The sequence below is a fragment of the Streptomyces vulcanius genome (assembly GCF_042653945.1).
Lineage (GTDB): Bacteria > Actinomycetota > Actinomycetes > Streptomycetales > Streptomycetaceae > Streptomyces > Streptomyces mangrovi.
Genome location: NZ_JBHSFK010000013.1, coordinates 1 through 25,727 on the forward strand (window position 1 = coordinate 1; position 25,727 = coordinate 25,727).

Annotated in this window: 18 protein-coding genes; 8 read left to right on the forward strand and 10 right to left on the reverse strand. The window is 72.4% G+C overall.

Translation table 11 applies throughout. From position 1 onward, the window contains the following. On the reverse strand, positions 1-904 hold a 904-nt coding region (locus ACFPIH_RS20780), incomplete at its 3' end, for a maltotransferase domain-containing protein (RefSeq protein ID WP_381174307.1). Positions 905-1,080: 176 nt separating this feature from the next. Further along, a complete protein-coding gene (locus tag ACFPIH_RS20785) occupies positions 1,081-2,316 on the reverse strand; it encodes a S8 family peptidase (protein ID WP_381174309.1) in 1,236 nt (411 codons plus the stop codon). A 300-nt stretch (positions 2,317-2,616) separates the two neighbouring features. Between ACFPIH_RS20785 and ACFPIH_RS20790 the strand changes: the two genes are divergently transcribed. The 4 genes from ACFPIH_RS20790 (at position 2,617) to ACFPIH_RS20805 (ending at position 8,545) form a co-directional block, all read left to right on the forward strand. Then, a complete protein-coding gene (locus ACFPIH_RS20790; RefSeq protein ID WP_381174310.1) occupies positions 2,617-5,241 on the forward strand; it encodes a glycosyltransferase family 1 protein in 2,625 nt (874 codons plus the stop codon). Between the two features lie 91 nt (positions 5,242-5,332). Beyond that, positions 5,333-6,277 carry an RNA polymerase sigma factor SigJ gene (sigJ, locus tag ACFPIH_RS20795; RefSeq protein ID WP_381174312.1) on the forward strand — a complete coding sequence of 315 codons (945 nt, stop codon included), beginning with the start codon at positions 5,333-5,335 and terminating at the stop codon, positions 6,275-6,277. A gap of 103 nt (positions 6,278-6,380) precedes the next feature. After that, positions 6,381-7,577: an NAD(P)/FAD-dependent oxidoreductase gene (locus ACFPIH_RS20800; protein ID WP_381174314.1), complete on the forward strand. Its 1,197-nt coding sequence runs from the start codon at positions 6,381-6,383 to the stop codon at positions 7,575-7,577. Between the two features lie 131 nt (positions 7,578-7,708). After that, positions 7,709-8,545 (forward strand): DUF1206 domain-containing protein, encoded by an 837-nt coding sequence (locus ACFPIH_RS20805; RefSeq protein ID WP_381174316.1) that lies wholly within the window; start codon positions 7,709-7,711, stop codon positions 8,543-8,545. A 9-nt stretch (positions 8,546-8,554) separates the two neighbouring features. On the opposite strand, the gene ACFPIH_RS20810 is transcribed toward ACFPIH_RS20805, so the two are convergent. From ACFPIH_RS20810 to ACFPIH_RS20840, 7 genes are all read right to left on the reverse strand, one after another. Beyond that, positions 8,555-9,082, reverse strand: coding sequence for a DUF1990 domain-containing protein (locus ACFPIH_RS20810; protein WP_381174318.1), 528 nt, complete (start codon positions 9,080-9,082; stop codon positions 8,555-8,557). Positions 9,083-9,167: 85 nt separating this feature from the next. Beyond that, on the reverse strand, positions 9,168-10,835 hold the full coding sequence (locus ACFPIH_RS20815) for a M4 family metallopeptidase (protein ID WP_381174320.1): 1,668 nt from the start codon (positions 10,833-10,835) through the stop codon (positions 9,168-9,170). Between the two features lie 288 nt (positions 10,836-11,123). Further along, a complete protein-coding gene (locus tag ACFPIH_RS20820; protein WP_381174322.1) occupies positions 11,124-13,154 on the reverse strand; it encodes a M4 family metallopeptidase in 2,031 nt (676 codons plus the stop codon). Between the two features lie 188 nt (positions 13,155-13,342). After that, the gene (locus ACFPIH_RS20825) at positions 13,343-15,091 is read right to left on the reverse strand and encodes an ABC transporter ATP-binding protein (RefSeq protein WP_381174324.1); all 1,749 of its coding nucleotides are present in this window, start codon (positions 15,089-15,091) and stop codon (positions 13,343-13,345) included. Further along, entirely contained in the window at positions 15,088-16,824 is a 1,737-nt protein-coding gene (locus ACFPIH_RS20830) for an ABC transporter ATP-binding protein (RefSeq protein WP_381174326.1), read from the reverse strand. The genes ACFPIH_RS20825 and ACFPIH_RS20830 overlap by 4 nt, the downstream gene beginning before the upstream one ends. Further along, complete coding sequence (locus tag ACFPIH_RS20835; protein ID WP_381174328.1) at positions 16,803-18,659, reverse strand: ABC transporter ATP-binding protein; 1,857 nt, start codon at positions 18,657-18,659, stop codon at positions 16,803-16,805. The genes ACFPIH_RS20830 and ACFPIH_RS20835 overlap by 22 nt, the downstream gene beginning before the upstream one ends. Continuing rightward, entirely contained in the window at positions 18,656-20,479 is a 1,824-nt protein-coding gene (locus tag ACFPIH_RS20840; RefSeq protein ID WP_381174330.1) for an ABC transporter ATP-binding protein, read from the reverse strand. The genes ACFPIH_RS20835 and ACFPIH_RS20840 overlap by 4 nt, the downstream gene beginning before the upstream one ends. Positions 20,480-20,688: 209 nt before the next feature. Between ACFPIH_RS20840 and ACFPIH_RS20845 the strand changes: the two genes are divergently transcribed. Genes ACFPIH_RS20845 through ACFPIH_RS20860 form a run of 4 tightly spaced genes read left to right on the forward strand, consistent with a single transcriptional unit; the run spans position 20,689 to position 24,260 of the window. Further along, positions 20,689-21,606: an ABC transporter ATP-binding protein gene (locus ACFPIH_RS20845; RefSeq protein ID WP_381174332.1), complete on the forward strand. Its 918-nt coding sequence runs from the start codon at positions 20,689-20,691 to the stop codon at positions 21,604-21,606. Continuing rightward, positions 21,603-22,337: an ABC transporter permease gene (locus ACFPIH_RS20850; protein ID WP_381174334.1), complete on the forward strand. Its 735-nt coding sequence runs from the start codon at positions 21,603-21,605 to the stop codon at positions 22,335-22,337. Before ACFPIH_RS20845 ends, ACFPIH_RS20850 begins: the two co-directional genes overlap by 4 nt. A gap of 26 nt (positions 22,338-22,363) precedes the next feature. After that, a complete protein-coding gene (locus ACFPIH_RS20855) occupies positions 22,364-23,623 on the forward strand; it encodes a sensor histidine kinase (protein WP_381174336.1) in 1,260 nt (419 codons plus the stop codon). Beyond that, a complete protein-coding gene (locus ACFPIH_RS20860; RefSeq protein ID WP_381174696.1) occupies positions 23,613-24,260 on the forward strand; it encodes a response regulator in 648 nt (215 codons plus the stop codon). Before ACFPIH_RS20855 ends, ACFPIH_RS20860 begins: the two co-directional genes overlap by 11 nt. Here the strand turns inward: ACFPIH_RS20860 and ACFPIH_RS20865 are convergent, their stop codons facing one another. Further along, complete coding sequence (locus tag ACFPIH_RS20865) at positions 24,261-25,667, reverse strand: sulfatase family protein (protein WP_381174338.1); 1,407 nt, start codon at positions 25,665-25,667, stop codon at positions 24,261-24,263. It lies immediately after the preceding gene. Between the last annotated feature and the right edge of the window lie 60 nt (positions 25,668-25,727).

The following is a 25,727-nucleotide window of genomic DNA, read 5'->3' on the forward strand; positions in this document are numbered from 1 at the left end:
ACGGCACGCCGACGTCCTCGGGGGTGGGGTCGAGGGTGTTGTTGCGGCCCTTGCGGAAGGTGGTGCCGATGGGGTGGATCGGCGGGAGGTAGACGACGTCGAAGCCCATCGCGGCGATGGCCGTGAGCCGGCGCGCGGCGGTGCGGAACGTGCCGTGCGGCTGCTCGGCGGTGCCCTCCGAACGCGGGAAGAACTCGTACCACGACCCGAACAGCGCCCGCTCCCGCTCCACGAGAAGCGGCAGCGGCTCCGAGGCGGTGACCAGTTCCCGCAGCGGATACCGCTCCAGAACCGCCCCCACCTCCGGAGTCAGCGCCGCGGCGAGACGGGCGGCGGCCGGGCGGGTGTCGTCGCGCAGGGCGCCGACGGCGGCACGGAGGACCGCGCGCCGCCCCTTGGGGACATCGGCCGCGGCCCGCTTGTACAGCCGCGCGCCCTCCTCCAGGACCAGTTCCACATCCAGGCCGGCCGGGATCTTGATACGGGCGTGGTGCCGCCAGGTGGCGACCGGATCGCTCCACGCCTCGACCGTGTAGGTCCAGCGGCCCGGCGCGTCCGGCGTGACCTCCGCGCCCCAGCGGTCGGTACCGGGGGCTAGTTCACGCATCGGGGTCCAGGGGCCGGGGCGGCCGTCGGGGTCCTTGAGTACGACGTTGGCGGCGACGGCGTCGTGGCCCTCGCGGAACACGGTCGCCGAGACCTCGAACGTCTCACCGGTGACGGCCTTGGCCGGCCGGCGCCCCTGCTGGATCAGTGGGCGGACGTCCAGGACCGGTATACGACCGACGGCGGTATGCACGGCGGTGTGCACGGGGGGCGCGTCGGATGTTTCGGACGGTGCGCAGGCTGGGTTTGCCTTGGTACGGGGCGTCGGGGGTGCTGACGAGTGGTGCGTGGCGGGCATGACCGCTCCTGTCCGCATCAACGAGGGTGGGCGGAGGGATGTGGGGTCGGAGTACCGAGGGAGCCTTCCCACCCTAAACGGGTGAGCATTCCGGCACTTTGCTAACTACTCACGTGTATGTCTACGCACACGACCGGCCCCGTCGGGGGCGTACGGAGCCGGTCTACGCAGGTCCGTCACCTGAAGGGCGGCACTTGCAGGAGTTTGTTCGGCGAACCCGCTCCACGGCCGGACACCTTGCCGCGTTCCGCCCCGGAAACGAGTGCCCGGGCCACCTGCGCGGGCGAGGCGCGCGGATGGTCGGCGAGATACAGCGCGGCCGCACCCGCCACGTGCGGCGCCGCCATCGACGTACCGGAAGAGGTCCTACGGCCGGTGTCGCTCGCGGACGACGTGGAGGTGATCGACACCCCCGGGGCGAACAGGTCGACGGCGGAACCGTGATTGGAGAAGGCGGCGCGGGCGTCCCCGCGGCCGGTGGCGCCGACGGTGAGGGCCTCCTTGACATCGGCGGGGGATTCGAGGGCGGCGGCCCGTCCGCCGTTGCCCGCGGCGACGACGTAGGTGACGCCGGAGCGGATCGAGGCGCGGACGGCGGCGTCCAGCTGGGCGTTGTAGGGGCCGCCCAGGCTGAGGTTGGCGACCGCCGGTCCGCGGGCGTGCCGGGTGACCCAGTCGATACCGGCGATGGCCTGTGCGGTGGTGCCGGCGCCCGCGTTGTCGAGGACGCGTACGGCGACCACCCTCGCCCTGCCCGCGACGCCGACACCCTTGCCGGCGACGGTGCCGGCGACATGGGTGCCGTGGCCGTTGCCGTCGGAGGCGGTGCGGTCGCCGCCGACGAAGTCCCAGCCGTAGCTCGCCCGGCCGCCGAAGTCACGGTGAGTGATCCGGATGCCGGTGTCGATGACGTACACCGTCACCCCCGCGCCCGCCGACCTCGGCGAGGTGTAGCGGCCGTCGAGCGGCAGGCGCGGCTGGTCGATCCGGTCCAGGCCCCAGGACGGCGGGTCGCGGTCGGTGGTGCCTGCCTCCAGGGCCACGCGGGTGTCCTGGACGACGGACGCGACGCGCGGGTCGGCGGCGAGTCTGCGGGCCTGTCTCTCGTCGGCCGTGACGGCGAGGCCGTTGAGGACCGTGCCGTAGGTCTGGCTGATTCTCACCCCGTACGCGGCGGCGAGGCGCCGCCCGGCGGCGGACGACGCCCGGATGTCCCCCCTCAGCGTCACGAGGTAACTCCCGCGGACGGAGCCGGGTGTCCCGGCGCCGAGTATCCTCCCCTCCGGTGCGGCGTGCGCGGGCAGGCTGATGGCGGCGTGCGCGGGCGGCGTGACGGCCGAAAGGACCAAGGTCGTGGCGACCGCGGTCAGGCCCCCCGCCCGGCGCGGGCGCCGTGTGCGCGTCCGTGCCATGGTTCGCGTTCCCCTCCTCGACTCGGCACCCGCGGGCTTCGCCGCGCGCACCACTGGGCAGCCTCTCGTGCGGGGCGAAGCCCCACAAGGTGGCCTACCGGGTCTTACGGGGAGGGAATCGGCCATACGTGACGTACGGCGGTGTACAGCTGATTACGGCCGTGACGCCGGTACCGTCGTACGAGTCGCAGACACGGACGCACACCGCCGTGCGTCTCCTCCGTACGCATGTCGCGACGCACGTCCTTACGCAGTGCACGTCTTAAGCAGTGCACGTCCTTACGCACGCCGAGGTGGAATGTGAAGGCGATTCGTCGATTCACCGTCCGACCCCTTCTCCCCGAGCCCCTCCGGCCGCTCAGTGACCTGGCCCGCAATCTGCGCTGGTCATGGCACCCGGAAACCCGCGACCTCTTCCAGTCCGTCGACCCCGAGCGCTGGGCCGTCTCGGACGGCGACCCGGTGCGGCTGCTCGGCGGCGTCCGCCCCGCGCGCCTCGCCGAGCTGGCCGAGGACCGCCGGTTCCTGCGCCGGCTGACCGCGGCCGTCGACGACCTGCACGACTATGTGACCGGCGACCGCTGGTACCAGACCCAGACCGGCACCGCCGGCCTGCCGGCCGCCGTCGCCTACTTCTCGCCCGAGTTCGGTGTCACGGCCGCCCTGCCGCAGTACTCCGGCGGCCTCGGCATCCTCGCCGGCGACCATCTCAAGGCCGCCAGTGACCTGGGCGTCCCGCTGATCGGCGTGGGCCTTCTCTACCGGCACGGCTACTTCCGCCAGACCCTCTCCCGGGACGGCTGGCAGCAGGAGCACTATCCCGTGCTCGACCCCAACGAGCTGCCGGTGACCCTGCTGCGCGAGGACGACGGCACCCCGGCCCGGGTCTCCCTCGCCCTGCCGGGCGGCAAGTCGCTGCACGCGCGCATCTGGCTGGCGCAGGTGGGCCGCGTGCCTCTCCTCATGCTGGACTCCGACGTCGAGGAGAACGACCTCGGCGAAAGAGGGGTGACCGACCGGCTCTACGGCGGCGGGAGCGAACACCGGCTCCTCCAGGAGATGCTGCTCGGCATAGGAGGTGTCCGGGCGGTACGGACGTACTGCCGGCTCACCGGCCACGCCCCGCCGGAGGTGTTCCACACCAACGAGGGCCACGCGGGCTTCCTGGGCCTGGAGCGGATCGCCGAGCTGTGCGCCGGGGGACTGGACTTCGACTCGGCGTTGGAGGCGGTCCGCGCGGGCACCGTCTTCACCACCCACACCCCCGTCCCGGCCGGCATCGACCGCTTCGACCGCGAGCTGGTGGCCCGCCACTTCGGCCCCGACGCCGAACTCCCGCGCATCGACGTCGAACGCGTCCTGCGGCTGGGCATGGAGACCTACGAGGGAGGCGAGCCGAACCTCTTCAACATGGCGGTGATGGGCCTGCGCCTCGCCCAGCGCGCCAACGGGGTGTCCCTGCTGCACGGCAGGGTCAGCCGGGGCATGTTCGCCGGCCTGTGGCCCGGATTCGACGCCGACGAGGTGCCGATCACCTCCGTCACCAACGGCGTGCACGCCCCGACCTGGGTCGCCCCCGAGGTACTGCGGCTCGGTGCCCGCCAGGTCGGCGCCCAGCGGGCCGAGGACGCGCTGGCCGTCGGCGCGGGCGACCGCTGGGACGTGGTGGCCGACATCCCCGACCAGGACATCTGGGAGCTGCGGCGGGAGCTGCGCGAACAGCTGGTGGTGGAGGTACGCCGGCGGCTGCGCGCGTCGTGGCGGCAACGGGGCGCGGGTGAGGCGGAGTTGGGCTGGATCGACTCGGCGCTCGACCCCGGGGTGCTGACCATCGGCTTCGCGCGCCGGGTCCCGTCGTACAAGCGGCTGACGCTGATGCTGCGCGACCGCGACCGTCTGATGGATCTCCTCCTCCACCCCGAGCATCCGATCCAGATCGTGGTGGCGGGCAAGGCGCACCCGGCGGACGACGGCGGCAAGCGCCTGGTCCAGGAACTGGTCCGGTTCGCCGACGACCCGCGCGTCCGCCACCGCATCGTCTTCCTCCCCGACTACGGCATGGCGATGGCGCAGAAGCTGTACCCGGGCTGCGACATCTGGCTCAACAACCCGCTGCGCCCCCTTGAGGCCTGCGGCACGTCCGGCATGAAGGCGGCGCTGAACGGCTGTCTCAACCTCTCCGTCCTGGACGGCTGGTGGGACGAGTGGTTCCAGCCGGACTTCGGCTGGGCGATCCCCACGGCGGACGGCGTCGGCACGGACCCCGACCACCGCGACGACATCGAGGCGGCGGCGCTGTACGACCTCCTGGAGCAGCGCATCACGCCCCGCTTCTACGAACGCGGGCGCGCGGGCCTGCCCGACCGCTGGATCGCGATGGTCCGCCAGACCCTCACCCTGCTCGGCCCCAAGGTCCTGGCCGGGCGCATGGTCCGCGAGTACGTGGAACGCCTCTACGCCCCCGCGGCCCAGGCCCACCGCGCGATGACCCCGGACACGGCCCGCGAACTGGCCGCCTGGAAGGGGAAGGTGCGCGCCGCGTGGCACGCGGTGACGGTCGACCACGTGGAGACGTCGGTCGCGACGGCGACGGCGGAACTGGGCACGACGCTCGCGCTGCGCGTCCGCGTCGGCCTGGGCGACCTCGCGCCCGACGACGTCGAGGTCCAGGCGGTCTCGGGCCGCGTCGACGAGGAGGACCGCATCACGGACGGGTCCACGGTCCCCCTGAAACCGGTCTCGGGCCCCGACCTGGACGGCCGCTGGCTCTTCGAGGGCCCCCTGTCCCTGGACCGCACCGGCCCCTACGGCTACACCGTCCGCATCCTCCCCACTCACCGACTCCTCGCCTCCGGCGCGGAGTTGGGCGTGGTGGCGGTGCCCGCGGATGAACTGGCTCAGGGGGCGGGGGTGTTGATGCGGTAGCAGTCGGGCATGCCCCGGTGGAGGAGGGCAGGACCACTTCACCGGGGCCTCACCCCGCACCCTGTTCTCCGCCTGAGCTAGGATCCGTGCGATGGCCCTGACGACGAAAGACCTGGACCGGTTCGAGGCGTCGAGGCCCCGTCTTGAGGCCATCGCCTACCGTCTCCTCGGCTCCGCGAGCGAGGCCGAGGACGCCGTGCAGGAGGCGTTCCTGCGCTGGCAGGCCGCCGACGTCGACCGCGTCGAAGTCCCCGAGGCCTGGCTGACGAAGGTGCTCACCAACCTGTGCCTCAACCAGCTCACCTCGGCCCGCGCGCGGCGGGAGACCTACGTGGGCCAATGGCTGCCCGAGCCGCTGCTCGCCGGAGACCCCATGCTCGGCCCGGCCGACACCGCCGAGCAGCGCGAATCGGTCTCGTACGCGGTTCTCGCCCTGCTGGAGCGACTTTCCCCCAACGAGCGGGCGGTGTACGTGCTGCGGGAGGCCTTCGCATACCCGCACCGGGAGATCGCCGCGATCCTCGACATCACCGAGGCCGCCGGCCAGCAGATCTTCCACCGCGCCAGGAAGCACATCGCGGACGGCAGGGCCCGCACCGAGGTCGACGAGGCCGCCGCCCGGCGGATCGTCGAGGAGTTCCTCGCCGCCGCCACCAGCGGCCGGACCGAGCCGCTCGTGCGGCTGCTCACCCAGGACGCCCTCGCGATCGGCGACGGCGGCGGGAAGGTCCCGGCTCGCGCCAAGGCGTTCGAGGGCGCTCTCGCGGTCGCGAAGTTCATGCGGGGTCTGTTCAAACCCGGCGAGGCCAAGCGCGCCCTGGTCGGCGGATCGCCCGGGGTCTATGTCACGACCGCCAACGGTGCCCCCGCCGTCGTGGCGGTCCTCGACGGCCGGGTCATCGGCGTCATGTGCCTGGAGGTCACCGCCGAGGGCATCGCCGCGTTCCGTAACCAGGTCAACCCCGACAAACTCGAACGCGCGACCCGGCGATGGGCCGCCGCCGACCACGGGGAGCCCCTGCTCCACGCCTTCTGACCATGATGTGACGTGCTTCACATCGCACTCCTGTCAGGAAACGGCGGGCCGCCCGGTTCAGGTGGCGAACCGCTCAGCATCCGCTCAAGACAGGAGCAGAGAAATGCAGCACCGCATCATCGTCCTCGGGGCCGGATACACCGGAGCCACCGCCGCCGGGCGCCTTGCCAGGCGGCTGCGCCGCGAAGACGTCACCATCACTCTCGTCAACGCCGAGCCCGACTTCGTCGAGCGCGTCCGGATGCACCAGCTCGCGGTCGGCCAGGTCCTCAGGCCCCGGCCCCTCAGCGAGATGTTCGCGGACACCGGCGTCGAACTGAGGCTCGCGAAGGTCACCGGTGTCGACGTCGACCGCAGGACCGTCGCCGTCCTCGACGCGAACGGCGCCGGGGAACTGGAGTACGACAGCCTTGTGTACGCCCTCGGCAGCGGCTGGAACGACCAGGGCGTCCCCGGCACGGCCGAGCATGCCCACGAGATCGCCGGCCGCTCCGGAGCACTCCGGCTGCGCGAGCGTCTGGCCCGCCTGGACGCCGGGCAGCCCGTGGTCGTGGTCGGCGGGGGCCTCACCGGCGTGGAGTTCGCGACGGAGATCGCCGAGGCCCGACCCGACCTCGACGTCGCCCTCGTCGCCCGCGGCGGCCTCGGCGACTGGCTCTCGCCCAAGGGCAGCGGGCACCTGCGGAAGGTCGTCGACGGGCTCGGCGTCACCGTCCACGAGCACGCCGTCGTCACCGCCGTCGAGGCCGACCGCATCGTCCTTGTCGACGGCACGTCCATCCCGGCCGCGGTCACCGTGTGGGCCACCGGCTTCGCCGTCCACCCGATCGCGAGGGCCACCACTCTGGAGGTCACCGACACGGGCCAGATCGTGGCCGACGGGACCATGCGCTCGGTCTCGCACCCGGACGTGTACGCCATCGGTGACGCGGCCATGGTGACGGGCCCCGGTGACAAGCCGCTGCGGATGTCGTGCGCCTCGGGTGTCCCTACCGCGTGGCAGGCTGCCGACGCCATCGCGGCGCGCCTGACCGGCGGGAAGCTCCCGAACGTGTCGCCCCGCTACTTCAACCAGTGCATCTCGCTGGGCCGCAGGGAGGGCCTGATCCAGTACGTCACCGCCGACGACCGCGCTGTCCGGGCGGCCCTGACAGGACGGCTCGCCGCCGTCTACAAGGAGCTGGTCTGCAAGGGCGCGGCCTGGGGCGTGGCCAACCCGCTGCTGGGGATGCCGACCCGGCGCCGCCGCGTGGTCCGGGAGCCGGTCCGTGCGGGTTCGGCGGTCAGCACATCGGCCTGACTTCTCCGGCGGTCATCGGAGTGATGAGGCCAGGGCGTCGATGAGCCGTTCGTCGAAGCGGGGTTGGGTGTGGCCGGCGTTTCGGGGGGCAGTCGGACGACTCGGACTCACGCAGATGAGGGGAGGCCCCGGTGAACGCGAGTGCTTCGGTGCGGAGCGGTGGGATCGAGGTGAAGCGGGCCGCGCGGGGACCCGTGGTGGAGGGGGCCGCGCGGGCCGGGTTTGCCGCGCGGGGTGTGATTTATCTGCTGGTGGGCGGGCTGGCGCTTCAGATCGCCTTCGGGGATCAGGGGGAGGAGGCCGACCGGCGGGGGGCCCTCGGGGAGATCGCGCAGCGGCCCTTCGGCGCCGTGATGCTGTGGGTGTTGGGTATCGGGCTGGCCGGGATGGCGTTGTGGCGGCTGTCCGAGGTTGTGTTCGGGGCGGCCGGAGCCGACGGGCGTACCGCGAAGAAGCGGGTGCCCTCGCTGGCCCGGGCCGTCTTCTACGGCTTCGTCGCCTACTCCGTGCTGGCGCTCGCCGCCGGTTCCGGGGACGGGGGCGGCTCCAGCGACCGGCAGTCCAAGGACGTCACCGCCCGGGTGCTCGGGGTGACGGGTGGGCAGTGGATCGTCGGGATCGCCGGAGTCGGGATCGCCGTCGCCGGGCTGTGGATCGGGTTCCGGGCGGTGACCCGGAAGTACCACGAGAAGCTGCGGCTGGGGGAGATGTCCCGGCGTACCCGGCAACTGGTGGACGTCACCGGGGTGGGCGGCGGCGCCGCGCGTGGGCTGGTGTTCGCCGCGGCGGGGGTCTTCGCCGTGCGCGCGGCCGTCGAGTACCAGCCGGATCAGGCCAAGGGGCTCGACGACACGCTGCGCTCGTTCGCCCATACGCCGGTGGGGCCGGGGTTGTTGGTCTGTGTCGCGGCTGGGCTGGTGCTGTTCGGGCTGTTCTCGTTCGCCATGGCACGCTGGCGCAAGGTCTGACCCGCCGGGCTAGGCCGGCTCCGGGTCGCACAAGGCCCGCAGTACCGTTCCGCAACGGCGGGCGTACGCCTGTTGCAGGCCCCGGGTGGCCGGGCCGCCCGCCTTCGCGTACCACTTCGCGGCGCGGCTGAACGCGGTGATCGTCAGCCAGACCGTGCCGTCGCCCGTGCGGTCGACGACGAAGGACTCCTCGCCGGATTCGGGATGGCCGGGGAGCGTGCCGTAGGCCCAGCCGGCGCGGCGGTGTTCCTCCGTCGTCCAGATGACTCGGCAGGGGGCCTTGATGAGGCCGGCGAGGGTGATCGTGACGTCGACGGAAGGGGCCGCGCGGTCGGCGGTCGCCTCCACGCCCACGCCCATGGCCCGGTGCATTTCCCAGGTCATGACCGCTTCGGCGGCCCGTCGGAAGATGTCGTGGCCCTCGCCGACGCGCGTGCGGACGTGCAGCGGGCGGAAACCGGGCGGGCAGAAGCCGGGGCGCTCGCGGGTCGCGCCGACTTCGTCGTACGTGAAGTCCTCGGGACGAAGGGGAGGCATGGGCGGTATGGACGGCATGGGAGACAAGGGTAGGGCGGTACCCGGGGATGCCTTCGTCCCGGGTACCGCCCCAGCCACCGGGGAACTAGCTGACGTTGACCGCCGACCAGGCCGCCGCGACAGCCTTGTACTCGGTGCTGCTGGTGCCGCCGTACAGCGCCGAGGCCGCCGAGAGGGTGCCCGTGCGGGCGGCCTTGTAGTTGGTCGTCGACGTGAAGTACGTCGTCAGCGCCTTGTACCAGATCTGCAGCGCCTTGTCGCGGCCGATGCCGGTGACCGTGGAGCCGTTGGACGTCGGCGAGTTGTAGCTCACGCCGTTGATCGTCTTCGCGCCGCTGCCCTCCGAGAGGAGGTAGAAGAAGTGGTTCGCGACGCCGGACGAGTAGTGGACGTCCTTGCTGCCGACGGACGAGGACCAGGAGTCGGCCGAGCCGCCGTCCTTGCTGGGCTTGTCCATGTAGCGCAGCGGGGTGCCGTCCCCGTTGATGTCGATCTCCTCGCCGATGAGGTAGTCACCGGTGTCGTTGGAGTTGCCCGCGTAGAACTCCACGCCCGTGCCGAAGATGTCCGAGGTCGCCTCGTTGAGACCGCCGGACTCGCCCGAGTAGTTCAGGCCCGCGGTGTTGGAGGTGACGCCGTGGCTCATCTCGTGGCCGGCCACGTCCAGCGAGGTCAGCGGGTTGACGTTGCCCTCGCCGTCGCCGTACGTCATGCAGAAGCAGCTGTCGTCCCAGAACGCGTTGACGTACGCGTTGCCGTAGTGGACGCGGGAGTAGGCGGCCACGCCGTTGTTCTTGATGCCGCTGCGCCCGAAGGTCGACTTGTAGAAGTCCCAGGTCTCCTGGGCGCCGTAGGCGGCGTCGACGGCGGCCGTCTGGTCCGTGGTGGAGCTGGAGGCCGCGCCGGTGCCCCAGGTGTCGTCGGCGTCCGTGAACAGGGTGCCCGCGGAGGAGGACGTGGCGTGGGCCTTGTTGTACGTCTTGTGGCCGCCGCGCGTGCCGTCGGTCAGCTGGTACGTCGAGCCCGACAGGGTCGTGTTGAGGCTGACCGTGCCCGAGTAGAGGCTCTTGCCGGTGCCGGTCTCGATGCCCTGGTACTCGTAGAGCTTCTTGCCGGTGGCCGCGTCGGTGATGACGTGCAGCTGGTTCGGGGTGCCGTCGTCCTGGAGGCCGCCGATGACCGTCTCGTAGGCGAGGGTCGGCGTGCCGTTGCCGGCCCAGATCACCTTGCGGGGGGCCTGGTCGGCGGTGGTGGCCTCCGAGCCCGCGGCCTTGGCCGCGGTCAGCGCCTGCTTCTGGGCCTTGGCGGTGGCGGCCTGCGGGGTCAGTGTGGACACCTTGATGGTGGCCTTGACCGCCTTGGTCACGCTCTGGGTCGCGCCGGAGGCGGACTCGTGGACGACCAGGTCGCCGCCGAGGACCGGCAGACCGGCGTAGGTGCGCTCGTAGCGGGTGTGAACCGTGCCGTCGGCGTCCTTGAGGACGTCCTTGACGACCAGCTTCTCCTTGGTGCCGAGACCTATCGCCTGGGCGGTCTCGGGCGCGTCGGCCTGCTGCTGCTTGATCAGGGTGGTGCGGGCGGCGGCCGACAGCTGGACCGGGGCGCCCTTGAGGGCGACCTTGCCGGTGGTCTCCGCCGGGGTCTGGGCAGCGGCACTGCCGGAGGTCAGTCCGGTGGTGACCAGGGCACCGGCCGCGACGGCGGTGGCGATGGCCAGCGTGGTCCGCTTGTGACGCGCGTAGAGGGGAGTCACACAAGCTCCTTGAGGGGGGTGGGGGGTGCCCGGGCGGCGTGGGGATGTCGCCCGAAGCTGTGGTGAGGTTGTGCGGCGGTTGGCACGAAGCCTCGCATTGAGGTCGCGTACATGTCATGACCCTTCTGTGATGTTGGCCGAAAATCGACCGACAGGTGAACATTGCGGGAATGTAAACAGACTTGACCTGGGTAAAGCGCCAACAGGGCGTCGGTAAGCGGCTGGCAAAAAGAGGACGCCGCCCCGGAGGAATGACCTCCGGGACGGCGCCGTGTGCGGTCGCAGGGCCTACGGGAAGGTGAGCTTCCAGCTGTTGATGTAGCCGGTGTCCTGGGCCGCGTTGTCCTGAACTCTCAGCTGCCACACGCCGTTGGCGACCTCGGAGGAGGCGTTCACCGTGTAGGTGGTGCTGAGGTTGTCCGTGCTGCCGCCGGTGCTGTACGCCTTCAGCGTGTACGCCGTGCCGTCGGGGGCCACCAACTGCACCTGGAGGTCACCGATGTAGGTGTGCACGATGTCCACGCCGACCTGGAGGTTGGACGGCGCGTTGCCGGTCCGGCCGGAGACGGTGACCGAGGACGTCACCGCCGCCCCGTTGTCCGGGATCGACACATCGGCGGTGTTCTCGAAGGAGGTGCCGCCACCGCCGCCGCCACCGGGCCGCGTGCCGACCGCGACGCCCGCCCACGCGTTCTGCACCGCCGTGTACTCGGCGCTCGTCGTGCCGTACAGCTCACCGGCCGCCGCGAGCGTCCCGGTGCGGGCCGCCGCGTAGTTGGTGGTCGAGGTGAACTTCGTGGTCAGCGCGCGGAACCAGATCTTCTCCGCCTTGTCGCGGCCGATACCGGTGACCGCAAGGCCGTCCGAGGTGGGCGAGTTGTAGGTGACGCCGTTGATCGTCTTGGTGCCGCTGCCCTCCGAGAGGAGGTAGAAGAAGTGGTTCGCGGGACCCGACGAGTAGTGCACGTCGATCGAGCCGATGCCCGAGTACCAGGCATCCCTCGACGCGCCGTCCTGGCTCGGCCGGTCCATGTAACGCAGCGGCGAGCCGTCGCCGTTGATGTCGATCTCCTCGCCGATGAGGTAGTCACCGACGTCCGAGGAGTTCGCCGCGTAGAACTCCACCGAGGTGCCGAAGATGTCCGAGGTCGCCTCGTTCAGGCCGCCGGACTCGCCGGAGTAGTTCAGCCCCGCGGTGTTGGCGGTGACGCCGTGCGTCATCTCGTGGCCGGCCACGTCGATGGCGGTCAGCGGGTGGGTGTTGCCCGAGCCGTCGCCGTACGTCATGCAGAAGCAGCTGTCCTGCCAGAACGCGTTGACGTACGCGTTGCCGTAGTGGACCCGGGAGTACGCGGCCACGCCGTCGCCGCGGATGCCGGAACGGCCGTGCACGTTCTTGTAGTAGTCCCAGGTCAGGGCCGCGCCGTAGTGTGCGTCGGCGCCCGCGGTCTCCGTGTTGGACGCGGCGCCGTTGCCCCAGACGTCGTCGGCGCCGGAGAACAGCGTGCCGGTGCCGGAGGTACCCCGGTTCAGGTTGTACGTCCGGTGGCCACCGCGCCCGCCGTCCGTGAGGTTGTACGTCGACCCGGACTGCGTGGTGCCCAGCGTCACCGAGCCGCTGTACATGGTGTTTCCGGTGCCGGTCTCGACGCCCTGGTACTCGTAGAGCTTCTCGCCGGTGGCCGCGTCGGTGACGACGTGCAGCTCGTTCGGGGTGCCGTCCTCCTGGAGGCCCCCGACGACCGTCTCGTACGCCAGGACGGGTGTGCCGTTCGCCGCCCAGATCACCTTGCGCGGCGCGCGGTTGGTGTCCGCCTTCTCCGCGCCGGCGGCCTTGGCGAGCGTCAGCGCCTGCTTCTCGGCCTTCGACGCGGCGAGCGTGGGGGTGAGCGAGGCGACCTTGATGGTAGCCCTGGTGGCCTTCACCACGCCCTCGGTCGCGCCGGACTTCGCCTTGTCGACGACCAGGTCGCCGCCGAGGACCGGCAGACCGGCGTAGGTGCGCTCGTAGCGGGTGTGGACCGTGCCGTCGGCGTCCTTGACGACGTCCCGGACGACGAGCGCCTCCTGGGCGCCCAGGCCCAGCTCCTTGGCGGTGGCCGCCTTGCCGGCGTCGGCCGCGCGGATCAGCTCGGCGCGCTGGGCGGGGGTGAGCTGGACCGACTCGGCGCCCGGGCGGGCGGCCTGCTCGGGGGCGGCCGTCGCCGCGCCGGACTGCACGGCGGCGGCGATGAGCGCGGAGACGCCGACGAGGGCGACGGCCGCGGCCTTGCGGTGCGAGGTGTGGGGGGTGCGTCTGCGAGAGGAACTGCTTCTCACCACTGACTCCTTCTGCTGGACACGACAAAGGCGGTGCGCAGAACGGTGTTGCTGTGGGGTTGCTGTGAAGTGGCAGTGGGAAGAGTGGCACTGGATGGCACTCCTTGTCAGGAGCGCGTCAGGAAGTTGGCCGGAAAGGGTCCGTTGTCCGGGGGTTCATGTTCGATAAACGGATATGTGGCGCAGTGCTAGGCGCCGTGCCAAGTCCGCCACAGCGCCGCGTACGCCCCGTCCGCCGCCACCAGCTCCTCGTGCGTGCCGAGTTCGGTGAGCCGGCCGTCCTCCATCACCGCCACCCGGTCCGCGTCGTGCGCGGTGTGCAGCCGGTGCGCGATCGCGATGACCGTACGGCCCTGGAGTACGGCGGCCAGGGCGCGCTCGGTGTGCCGGGCGGTCGTCGGGTCGAGCAGCGCCGTCGCCTCGTCCAGGATCAGTGTGTGCGGGTCGGCCAGCACCACCCGGGCCAGGGCGAGTTGCTGCGCCTGCGAGCCGTCCGTACGCAGACCCGTGCCGCCCAGGCCGCAGTCGAGGCCGCCGGGCAGCTCCCGCACCCAGCCGTCGGCGCCGACCGCGGCCAGCGCCGCCCACAACCGCTCGTCGGAAGCGGCCGGTTCGGCGATCAGCAGGTTGTCGCGGACCGTGCCCAGGAAGACATGGTGCTCCTGCGTGACCAGCACCACCTGCCGGCGCAGCGTCTCCGGCGCCAGCTCCGCCACCGCCACCCCGCCCACCGTGACCGTGCCCGAGGTCGGCGCGTCCACCCCCGCGAGCAGCCTGCTCAGCGTGGTCTTCCCGGCGCCGGACGGGCCGACCACCGCGAGCCGCTCCCCGGGGGTCACCGTCAGGTCCACCCCGCGCAGCACCTCGCCGCCGCGCTCGTAGGCGTAACGCACCCCGGTCACGTCGATCCGGTCGCCGGCGGGGGTCGCCCCCGCGTTCTCCGCACCCGCCGGCGCCCCCGCCAGACCCTCCACCCGGGCGAAGGAGGCGTTGCTGGACTGGAGTTGCTCCACCCGCACCAGGATCTGGTCCAGCGGCTCGGTGAACTGCTGGAGATACAGCGCCGCCGCGACCACCGCGCCCAGGCTCACCGCGCCCCGCCCGTGCAGCACGCCGCCGAGCAGCAGCACACCCGCCACCGGCAGCGCGTACGACACCTCGATCACCGGGAAGAACACGGTCCGCAGGTACAGGGTGTGGAAGCGGGTGCGCCGCGCCGTCTCCAGCGCGTCCCGGCTCGCCGCCGTACGCCGCTCCCCGAGCCGGAAGGCATCGACGGTACGGGCCCCGGCGGCGGTCGAGGCGAGGGCCTCGGCGACCTCCGAGTCCGCCGCACCCTGGGCGAGATAGCCCGAGCGGGCCCGGCGCAGATACCAGCGCAGCGCGAACCAGATCGGGGTCAGCCCCAGCACCCCGACCGCCCCGAGCAGCGGGTCGATCACGAACACGGCGGCGAGCGTGAACAGCGCCTGCACACCGCACACCAGCAGCTCGGGCCCCGCGTCCCGCAGCGTGGTGCCGACGGCCGCCACGTCGGCGGTGCCGCGCGTGGTCAGATCGCCGGTGCCGGCCCGCTCCACGACCGACGCGGGCAGCGCCAGCGTCCGGTCGACGAACTCCTCCCGCACGCGTCCCAGCGTCCGCTCCCCGAAGCGGTGCCCCGCGTACCGCGCCCAGCGGACCAGGAGCAGCTGGGCGAGCGCGCACAGCACGATCACGCCGGCCAGCCGGTCCACCGCCCCGGCCCCGCGCCCGTCGCGCACCTCGTCGATGATCCGGCCCAGCAGCCAGGGCCCGGCCAGCCCCACCCCGGCGGCCAGCACATTCAGCAGCAGCACCCCGGCCACGGGCCGGCCGTCGGCCCGCACCAGCCGCCCCACGGCCCGCCGCACCTCGGCGGACCCGGCGACCGGCAGCCGCCCCCCGTCGGACGTCACCGCACCGCCTCCTCGTCCTCGGCGTCCCGGGCCACCAACTCCCGGTAGCCCGGCTCCCGTTCCAGCAGCTCCCGGTGGTGGCCGGCCGCCACCACCTTCCCGTCGGCCAGGTAGAGCACGGTGTCCGCGCAGTCCAGAACGAGCGGGGACGTCGTCGTGACGACCGTCGTACGGCCCGCGCGGGCCGCCCGCAGCCGCTCGGCCACCGCCGCCTCCGTGTGCGCGTCGAGCGCAGACGTCGGCTCCATGGCCAGCAGCACCTCGGGCTCGGCGAGCAGGGCCCGGACCAGCCGGACCCGCTGGCGCTGGCCGCCGGAGAGACTGCGGCCCTGCGCGGTCACCGGGGCGTCCAGGCCCTCCGTCAGCCCCTGCACGATGTCGTCGGCGGCAGCCGCCCGCACCGCCCGCCGCACCTCCTGCGGGCCGGGCTCGCGGCGCCCGCCCACCACCTCGCGCAGCGGTCCCGCGAACAGGTCGGACTCGTTGTCCGCGACCAGGATCCTGGCCCGCACCTGCGGCAGCGGGATCGCGTCGAGCCGGACCCCGCCCCAGGTGACGTCGGTCGGGCCCAGCCGCCCGAGCCGGTCGACCAGGGCGGTCAGCTCGGCGGGGCGCGCCCCCACCAGCGCGGTCAGCCGGCCCGGCGGCACCCGGACGCCCGAACCGGGGTCGTGCAGCACCGACGGCTCGGCGGGCGCGTCCGTCGTCCCGGTGTCCGGATCGGGCTCGATCCGCAGCAGCCGTACGACCCGGTCGGCGGCGACGACACCCCGGCTGAGCTGGTAGCCCATGTCGACGAGGAACGCCACCGGGCCGACCAGCACGGCGACATAGCCGTACACCGACACCAACTGGCCGATCGTCAGCTCCCCCTGCGCGGCGAGCCGGGCCGCCAGCCAGGTCACCACGGCGAGGAACAGCCTCGGCAGGCCCACACCGAGCGAATTGAGCCAGCTGGCGGACGAGCCCACCCGGTAGCCCTGCTCCCGCAGCCGCCCCGAGTCCCGCCGGAACCCGTCCGCGAACAGGCCCTTCCCGCCCAGCCCGTTGAGCACCCGCAGCCCGCCCGCGAGGTCCCCGATCCGCGCGGTGAGCACCCCCTGCCGCTCCCGGTACTCGGCCTCCGCACCCCGTAGCCGCCGCATCAGCGGCCCGACGAGTACGGCGGTCAGCGGCATCCCCAGCAGGACGACGCCGGCCAGCAGCGGTGACACGGAGAGCAGGAGTCCGGCCACGAAGACGTAGACGACCAGCGAGCCGACGCCGGGCCCGATCACCGTCAGCGCGTTGGAGATGGTGAACACGTCCCCCACGCCGATCGTGACGACCTCCCCGGTCCCCACCCGGCGGCGCAGCGCGTCCCCCAGCCGCACCGCGTGGCCGACGGTCACCTTGATCGTGCGGAAGTAGGCGTCCATGCGCAGCCGGGTCATCGTGCGGTGCCGCATGATGCTCACCCAGGCGTTGCCCGCTCCGACCACCGTCAGGGCCGCCGTCCAGCCGACGAGCGCCGCCGTGTCGCCGCGCTCGAGACCCTCGTCCACCGCCTTCGACAGCAGATACGGCGACACCGCCATCAGCACCATCCAGCCGCTGGCCAGCGCCGCCCCGGCCACCGCCCGCCACGGCTGACAGCGCACCAGCCAGGCCAGGAAGGCCCAGCCGCCCCGACAGTCGGGGGTGCCGGGATCCTCGTACGCGTCGACCGCCGTCACGCCAGACTGTCCCGCCATGCTCGGTGCAGATCCGCGAATCTCCCGGTACCGGCGATGAGTTCGGCCGGGCTGCCGTCCTCGACGATCCCGCCGTGCTCCATGACCAGCACCCGGTCGGCGATCTCCACGGTCGACAGCCGGTGCGCGATCACCACCGCCGTACGGCCCTCCAGGACCGTCGACATCGCGCGCTGCACCGCCCGTTCACCCGGGACGTCCAGCGAACTGGTCGCCTCGTCGAGGATCAACACCGCCGGGTCGGCGAGCAACGCCCGTGCGAACGCGACGAGTTGGCGCTGCCCGGCGGAGATACGGCCGCCGCGCTTGCGGACGTCGGTGTCGTAGCCGTCGGGCAGCGCGCTGATGAACTCGTGCGCGCCGATCGCCTTCGCCGCCCGCTCGATCTCCTCCCGGGAGGCGTCGGGGCGGCCGATGGCGATGTTCTCGGCGACCGTGCCGGAGAACAGGAACGCCTCCTGCGTCACCATGACCACCCCGCGCCGCAGCTCCGCCACCGTCAGCTCGCGCAGGTCGACCCCGTCGAGCAGCACCCGGCCGTGGGACGGGTCGTAGAAGCGGGCGAGCAGCTTGGCCAGCGTGGACTTGCCCGCGCCGGTGGAGCCGACGACGGCGACCGTCTGCCCGGCGGGCAGCGTGAGCTCGAAGCGGGGGAGCACCTCGCCGCCGGTGCGGTAGCCGAAGGAGACACCGTCGAACACGACCTCGCGACCGGGCTGTTCGCCCCGCAGGGCGGGAAGTTCCCCGGGTGTGGCGGGCTCCGGCACGGACGGTGTCTGCGCGAGGAGCCCCGCGATCTTCTCCAGCGACGCGGCGGCCGACTGGTAGGAGTTGAGGAACATGCCGAGCCGGTCGATGGGGTCGTAGAGCCGCCGCAGATACAGCACGGCCGCCGCCAGCACCCCCAGCTCCAGCGTGCCGTCCGCCACCCGTTGGGCACCCCACAGCACGATCAGCGCGACGGCCGTGTTGGCCACCAGGCGGGAGCCGGTGACGTACCGGGCCATCTCCAGGAGCGCGTCGCCGTTGGTGCGTTCGTGCCGCCGGTTGAGGACCTGGAAGTCCGCGTCGTTGACGGCCTCGCGGCGGAACGCGCGCACCGGGCGGATGCCGTTCATCGTCTCCACGAACTTCACGATCACGGCCGCGATGGCGGTGGACCGCGCCGTGAACACCCGGCCGACGCGCTGCCGGTAGGACCGCACGAGCAGATACAGCGGCACGAGGGAGGCCACCGCGACGGCGCCCAGGCCCAGGTCCAGCCAGAGCAGCATCGCGGAGATGAACACGAAGGACAGGACGACCGTCACCAGCTCCTGGAGGCCCTCGTCGAGGAGCTCGCGCAGGGCCTCCACGTCGTTGGTGGAGCGGGAGATGAGCCGGCCCGAGGTGTAGCGCTCGTGGAAGTCGATGCTGAGCGCCTGCGCGTGCCGGAAGATCCGGCCCCGCAGGTCGAGGAGCACGTCCTGGTTGACGCGGGCGGCGGCGATCAGGAACGCGTACTGCAGCGCGCCGGAGACCAGCGCGCACAGCAGATAGCCGACGCCCACCGCGATCAGCGGCCCGTGGTCGCTCGCCCGGAAGGCCGGTACGGCGCGGTCGATGGCGTACGCCACCAGCAGCGGGCCCGCCTGCACCGCCGCCTGCTGGAGCAGCAGCAGGAGCGTGGTGAGGGCGACCCGTGCCTTCAAGGGGGCGAGCAGGGAGCGCAGCAGCGTGCCCGTGGCCCCGGGCGGGGTGGGCAGGACGTCCTTGTCGAACGGGTCGTCGGAGGCTCGGGGAGGTGGTTCCTCCAGCTGGTCGGTGGTGGGGGAGGAGGTCGTGGGGGCGGTCATCGGTCGTCCTCCTGGCGGCCGGATCCTGACATGAGGTGGGCGTACTCGGGGTTGCCGCGCAGCAGTTCCTGATGGGTACCCACGGCGGTGATCCGGCCGCCGGACAGCAGGGCGACCCGGTCGGCGAGGAGCACGGTGGAGGGGCGGTGGGCGACGATCAGCGCGGTGGTGTCGGCGAGGACCCGGCGCAGCGCGGCCTCCACGGCGGCCTCGGTGTGGACGTCGAGCGCGGAGAGCGGGTCGTCGAGGACGAGGAACCGGGGCCGTCCGACGACCGCGCGGGCGAGCGCGAGCCGCTGGCGCTGGCCGCCGGAGAGGCTCAGCCCCTGCTCGCCGACCTGCGTGCCGGTGCCCTGCGGCAGGGCGTGCACGAAGTCGGCCTGGGCGACGCCGAGGGCCCGCTCCAGCTCGGCGGGGCCGGCCTCGGCGTCGGTGCCCATCAGCACGTTCTCCCCGACGCTCGCCGAGAACAGGGTGGGCTCCTCGAAGGCGACGGCGACCTTCGACCGCAGCTGAGCCCGGGACATCGCGGTGACGTCCTCGCCGTCGAGGGTGATCCGGCCGGCGGTCACCTCGTGCAGCCGGGGGACGAGCGCGGTCAGCGTGGTCTTCCCGCTGCCGGTGGCGCCGACCAGGGCCATCGACTCACCGGGCCGGATGTGCAGGTCGACGCGGTTCAGCGTGGGCGTGGAGGCGGGGTCGGCGTCCGGGTAGCGGAAGACGACGCCGTCGAACCGGAGTCCGCCGTCCCGGCGATCCGCCTCGGCCGTTGCGTCCTCGGCCGTTCTGTCCTCGGCCGTTCTGTCCGCATGGACAACGGTGTCTTTCTCCGGTTCCTCGTCCATCACCTCGAAGTACCGCTCGGTCGCCGTGGCCGCCTCCTGGCTCATCGCGAGCAGGAAGCCGATCGAGTCCACCGGCCAGCGCAGCGCGAGCGCCGTCGACAGGAAGGCGACCAGCGTGCCCGCCGACAGCTCCCCGTCCGCGACCTGCACCGCGCCCAGCACCAGCGCCGCCCCGATCGCCATCTCCGGCAGCGTGACGATCACGGCCCAGATCGTCGCGAGGAGCCGCGCCTTGCCCAGCTCCGTGCCGCGCAGCTTCGTCGACAGCTCGCGGAAGGCCCGCGCCTGGCTGCGGTGCCGGCCGAAGCCCTTGATGATCCGGATCCCGAGGACGCTCTCCTCGACGACCGTCGTCAGATCGCCGACCTGGTCCTGCGCGCGCCGCGCCACGACCGCGTACCGGTGCTCGAAGACCACGCACATCACCATGACCGGGATCGCGGGCCCCAGGATCACCAGCCCGAGCGTCCAGTCCTGGAGCAGCATGATGATCACGCCGACCAGTATGGTCACGGTGTTGACCAGCAGGAACGTCAGCGGGAAGGCGAGGAACATACGCACCAGACCCAGATCCGCGGTCGCCCGGGACAGCAGCTGGCCCGAGGGCCACCGGTCGTGGAACGCCACCGGCAGCCGCTGGAGGCGCCGGTACAGAGCGGCCCGCATCTCCGCCTCGACATGCGACAGCGGGCGCGCCACCAGCCAGCGCCGCATGCCGAACAGACCGGCCTCCGTGAACCCGAGCAGCAGCAGGTACAGCGCCCCCAGCCACACCCCCGCCGGGTCCTGGTCGGCGATCGGCCCGTCCACCATCCACTTCAGGACGAGCGGGATCACCAGCCCCACGCAGGAGGCCACGACCGCGACGAAGGCGGCCGTGAACACCCGCGCCCGCACCGGCCGTACATACGGCCACAGGCGCAGCAGCGTCCGCACCGCGGACCGGTCCTCGGTGTTCTCACGTGTCGTCGGCATCACGGGCGAGCCTACGGACCGGCACTGACAACGCCCACCGAGTTTTGGCCGGACCCGGCTCGGGCGCTGGTCCTACGACCTGCGTGTTCGAGGAACCGTACGACATCGCCGGCCGGTCAAGTCGTAGGACGGCATCACCCGATCGGTTGATGCCGGCCGGAGCGGCTCGGGCGATGCGGCGGGCCGTGCCGCGGCGGAACCCTGGTGTCATGCCCGTCATCGAAGTCATGGATCTGCGCAAGTCCTACGCCGGCCGCCCCGCCGTCGACGGTGTCTCCTTCGCCGTCGAGGAGGGCGAGATCTTCGGCGTCCTCGGCCCGAACGGCGCCGGGAAGACCACCACCGTCGAGTGCGTCGAGGGACTGCGCGTCCCCGACTCCGGCGTCGTACGCGTCACCGGCCTCGACCCCGTCGCCGACCACGCGCGCGTGGCCCGCGTCCTGGGCGCCCAGCTCCAGGAGAGCGAACTCCAGGCCAAACTCACCGTCCGCGAGGCCCTGGAGCTGTACGCCGCCTTCTACCCGAAACCGCTGGACTGGGGACCGCTGGCCGAGCGCCTGGGCCTGACGGCGAAGCTCACGACCCGGTTCGGGAAGCTCTCCGGCGGCCAGAAGCAGCGCCTGTTCATCGCGCTCGCCCTCATCGGCGACCCCCGGATCGTCGTCCTCGACGAACTGACCACCGGGCTCGATCCCCGGGCCCGCCGCGACACCTGGGAGCTCATCGAGGACGTACGCACGCGTGGCGTCACGGTGCTGCTGGTCACCCACTTCATGGAGGAGGCGCAGCGGCTCTGCGACCGGATCGCGGTGATCGACAAGGGGCGGGTCGCCGCCCTGGACACCCCGGCCGGGCTGATCCGCCGCTCGGCGGGCTCCACCGTCATCAGCTTCACCCCGTCCGCCCCGCTCGACGAGGCCGAACTGAACGCGCTGCCCGCGCTCGCCTCGGTCGAGCACCGGGACGGCCGGATCACCCTCGCGGGCACCGACGAGACCGTCAACGCCGTCATCACCCTCCTTGCCCGCCACCGCGTCACCGCCCGCCAACTCCGCGTCTCCGACGCCACGCTCGACGACGCGTTCCTCGACCTGACCGGGGACGCCACGAAGGAGGCAGCCGTATGAACACCGCAGTCCTGCGCACCGAGGTCCGCCTCTTCCGCCGCGAACCCGGCGCCCTCTTCTGGATCCTGTTCTTCCCGACCCTCCTCCTGGTGATCCTCGGCTCCATCCCGTCCTTCCGGCAGCCCAGCGCCGATCTCGGCGGTCTGCGCACGGTCGACGCCTACGTCCCGGTGGCCGTCCTGCTCGGCCTGATCGTCGGCGGCCTGCAGTCGATGCCGCAGACCCTCACCGGCTACCGCGAGCGCGGCATCCTGCGCCGTATGGCCACGACACCGGTACGGCCGTCCGCCCTGCTGTCCGCGCAGATGGCGGTGTACGGCGGGGCCGCCCTGGCGTCGGCGCTGCTCGCGCTCCTGGTGGGGCGGCTCGCCTTCGACGTACGAGTGCCGAAGCAGCCCCTGGGATACCTCCTCGCGCTGCTGCTCGCCGCCGCCGTCGCCCTCGCGCTGGGCGCCGTGATCTCGGCGCTGTCCCGCACCACGAAGATCGCCGGCGCGATCGGTTCCGCGGTGTTCTTCCCGTCGATGTTCACCGCGGGCGTGTGGCTCCCGGTGCAGGCCATGCCGGACACGCTCGCCCGGATCGTCGGCTGCACCCCCTTCGGCGCCGCCGCCGAGGCCCTGAACCGGGCCGCCGCCGGCCACTGGCCCGGCTGGACCCACCTCGCCGTCATGGCCGCCTGGACGGTCCTGCTGACGGCGGGGGCGGCCCGCTGGTTCCGCTGGGAGTGAGCGCGCCCGTGCCGGACACTGGGGCCGTGACGAACACCGTGCCAGTGGAGCCCCGGGCCTCCTTCGACAGCTGGGGGCCGTACGCGCTGCTGGCCGCCGGTGTCGTCGCGGCGGCACTCTCCGCGCGACTGGTCGGCATGGACCGGCCCGCGGTCGTCGCCTCGGCCGTACTCGTGACCGCGGGCGCCGTCCTACAGGTGTGGTGGGGGAGGCTGAAGCGGGGGCGGCCGGGCCCGAGCCGGACCGGTGCGTGCCTCTACTTCCTGCGCTGGGCCCTCGGGTTCGTCCTGACCTGGCTCAACCCGTTCTTCGCCTTCTACGCCGTGGCCGGCTACTACACCGCCGCCCGGGAGCTGCCCCGCCGGCTGCTGCTGCCCGGTCTGTTCCTGACCGCGGTCACCATGGCCGGCAGCGAGGTGGGCGGCATGCCGCCGCACGGGCTGATCCTCTGGACCGGCTTCCTCCTCGTCCTCGGCGTCAACATGGGCATCGTCAGCGTGTTCACCCGGTTCACCGACCAGGAGCAGGAACGCGCCCGCGTCCAGGCCGAGACCATCGCCGAACTGGAACGCACCAACACCGCGTTGCAGCAGGCCCTCGACGAGAACGACGCCCTGCACGCCCAACTCCTCGTCCAGGCACGGGAGGCCGGGGTCGCCGACGAACGCCGGCGGCTGGCCGCCGAGATCCACGACACCATCGCCCAGGGCCTGACCGGCATCATCGCCCAGCTCCAGGTCGTCGCGAGCGCCCCCGACCTCACGATCGCCCGCACCCACCTCGAACGTGCCTCCGCGCTGGCCCGGCACAGCCTGGGCGAGGCCCGCCGCTCGGTGCACAACCTGGCCCCGGTCGCCCTCGCCCAGGACGGCCTGCCCGAGGCGCTGAAGAAGACGGTCGCCGAATGGGGCGAACGCACCGGAACCCGCGCCGACTTCACCGTCACCGGCACCGCCGGGCAGCTCCACGACGAGGTGGCCGCCACCCTGGTGCGCATCGTCCAGGAGGCCCTGTCCAACGCCGCCCGGCACGCCCACGCGGCCCGGGTCGGCGTCACCCTCTCCTACATGGGCGACCAGGTCGTCCTCGACATCCGCGACGACGGCCGCGGCTTCGACCCCGCCGCCGCCCGCCCGCGCACCCGCGCCGGAGGCTTCGGCCTCGACGGGATGCGCGCCCGCGCCGAACGCGTCGCGGGCTCCCTCGCCGTCGAGTCGGAACCGGGCCACGGCACGGCGATCTCGGCTCGCGTACCGTTGGTGGGCGATGACCACGATGCGCACTGAGGACGGGATCTCTCTCCTGATCGTCGACGACCATCCCGTCGTACGGGACGGTCTGCGCGGCATGTTCGACTCCGCGCCCGGCTTCACCGTCCTCGGCGAGGCGGCGAACGGCGGGGAGGCGCTGGCCCGGGCCGCCGACCTCGACCCCGATGTGATCCTCATGGACCTGCGGATGCCGGGCGGCGGGGGAGTGGCCGCGATCGCCGAGCTGACCCGGCGCCGCTCCCGCGCCAAGATCCTCGTCCTGACCACCTACGACACCGACTCCGACACCATCCCGGCCATCGAGGCGGGCGCCACCGGCTACCTCCTCAAGGACGCCCCGCGCGAGGAACTCTTCACCGCCGTCCGGGCCGCCGCCGAGGGCCGTACGGTCCTCTCCCCGGCCGTCGCCTCCCGGCTGGTCTCCGCCGTCCGCGCCCCCGGCGGCAACGAGCCCCTCTCCGCCCGTGAGCGCGAGGTCCTCGCCCTGGTCGCCAAGGGCACGTCCAACCGCGAGATCGCCCGCGAGCTGTTCATCAGCGAGGCGACCGTCAAGACCCATCTCACCCACCTGTACGCCAAGTTGGGCGCCAAGGACCGCGCGGCGGCGGTGGCGGTGGCGTACGACCGGGGGATCCTGGGTCAGCCCGGATAGTCAGTCCGGGTAGGGCAGGAGCCCTGACGCGACCCTCTCCCAGGCCGCCTTGAGCTCGGAGAGCAACTCGGGCCTGTCCGGGGCGAGATCGGCCCGCTCGCGCAGGTCCTGCGCCAGGTTGTACAGGTGGTCGTCGCCGGCGTCGTCCTGGTAGTACTTCCAGTCGCCGCGCCGCAGCGCCCGGTTGGCCCGCACCCGCCAGAACAGGTCCCGCTCCGGCGGCGTTTCGCCCCGCAGCAGATACCCGGCCAGGCTGGTCCCGTCCAGCGGATACGCCGGATCGGGACGCGCCCCTCCCAGCTCCAGCAGGGTCGCCGTCCAGTCGGGGGAGAAGTTCGGCTCGTGGCTGACCTGGTTGCCGTCGATCCGGTGCGGCCAGCGCAGAATCGTCGGCACGCGGATGCCGCCCTCCTGCAGCACGAACTTCTCGCCGCTGAGCGGCCACAGGTACGACCAGCGCTCGCCGCCGTTGTCGCTGGCGAACAGCACCAGCGTGTTCTCCTCCTGCCCGGAGCGCCGCAGCGCGCGCAGCACCTCGCCGACGGCCGCGTCCAGACTCTCCACCATCTCCGTGTACTTGGCGACCGAACCGCCGTCGAAGTGGTTGAGCGCGGCACTGACCTCCGCCTGGCTCCCGGCGGCGCGGATCTTCGCCGCGATCTCGGCGCCGGTCGCCTCGTCGCCCTCCGCCAGCCAGGGCCAGTGCGGGGTGGTGAAGTTGAGGTTGAGCAGCCACGGCGCGTCGTGCTCGCGGCTCACGTACTCCACGGCCCGCTCGGTGAGCACGGTCGTGTAGTACCGCAGATCCCGGTACTCCGCGTCGCCCTCGTAGAGGTCGTGGTCACCCAGCTGTCCGAGCTTGGAGAAGTACTCCAGGACGCCCCCGTGGTTGCCGAAGAACTCGTCCCAGCCCGACTTGGTGGGGCTGTAGTCGGGCAGCCAGCCGCAGTGCCACTTGCCGATGAGGGCGGTGGAGTAGCCGGCCCTCTTCAGCAGGGAGGCGAGCGTGGGGTGGTTCGGGTCCAGACCCTGGCTCCGGTTGGCGATGGGCTCGGCGAGCCCGCCGGGCGTACGGCCCGGATAGCGCCCGGTGTAGAGGCTGAACCGGGTCGGGGAGCAGGTCGCGGAGCCGGAGTAGGCGTCGGTGAACCGCACGCCCTGCCGGGCCAGCCGGTCCAGGTTCGGCGTCCTGATGTGGGGCGCGCCGTACGACGACAGGTCGGCCCAGCCGAGGTCGTCGCCGAGGATGACGAGGAGGTTGGGGCGCTTGCCGGACCTGGCGCCCGCGGCGCGGGCCTTGAACGACTGTTCGGCGGCGGCGGCGGTGTCGGTGGCGGTACCGGCGACGGCGGTCACGGCACCGCCGCCGACGAGGCCACCGAAGGCACGGCGGGATATCTCAGGCATGCGACGCAGTCGATCAGCGGGCCCGGTCCCCACACAAGGCATCCGGCGCGGAGTTCGCGG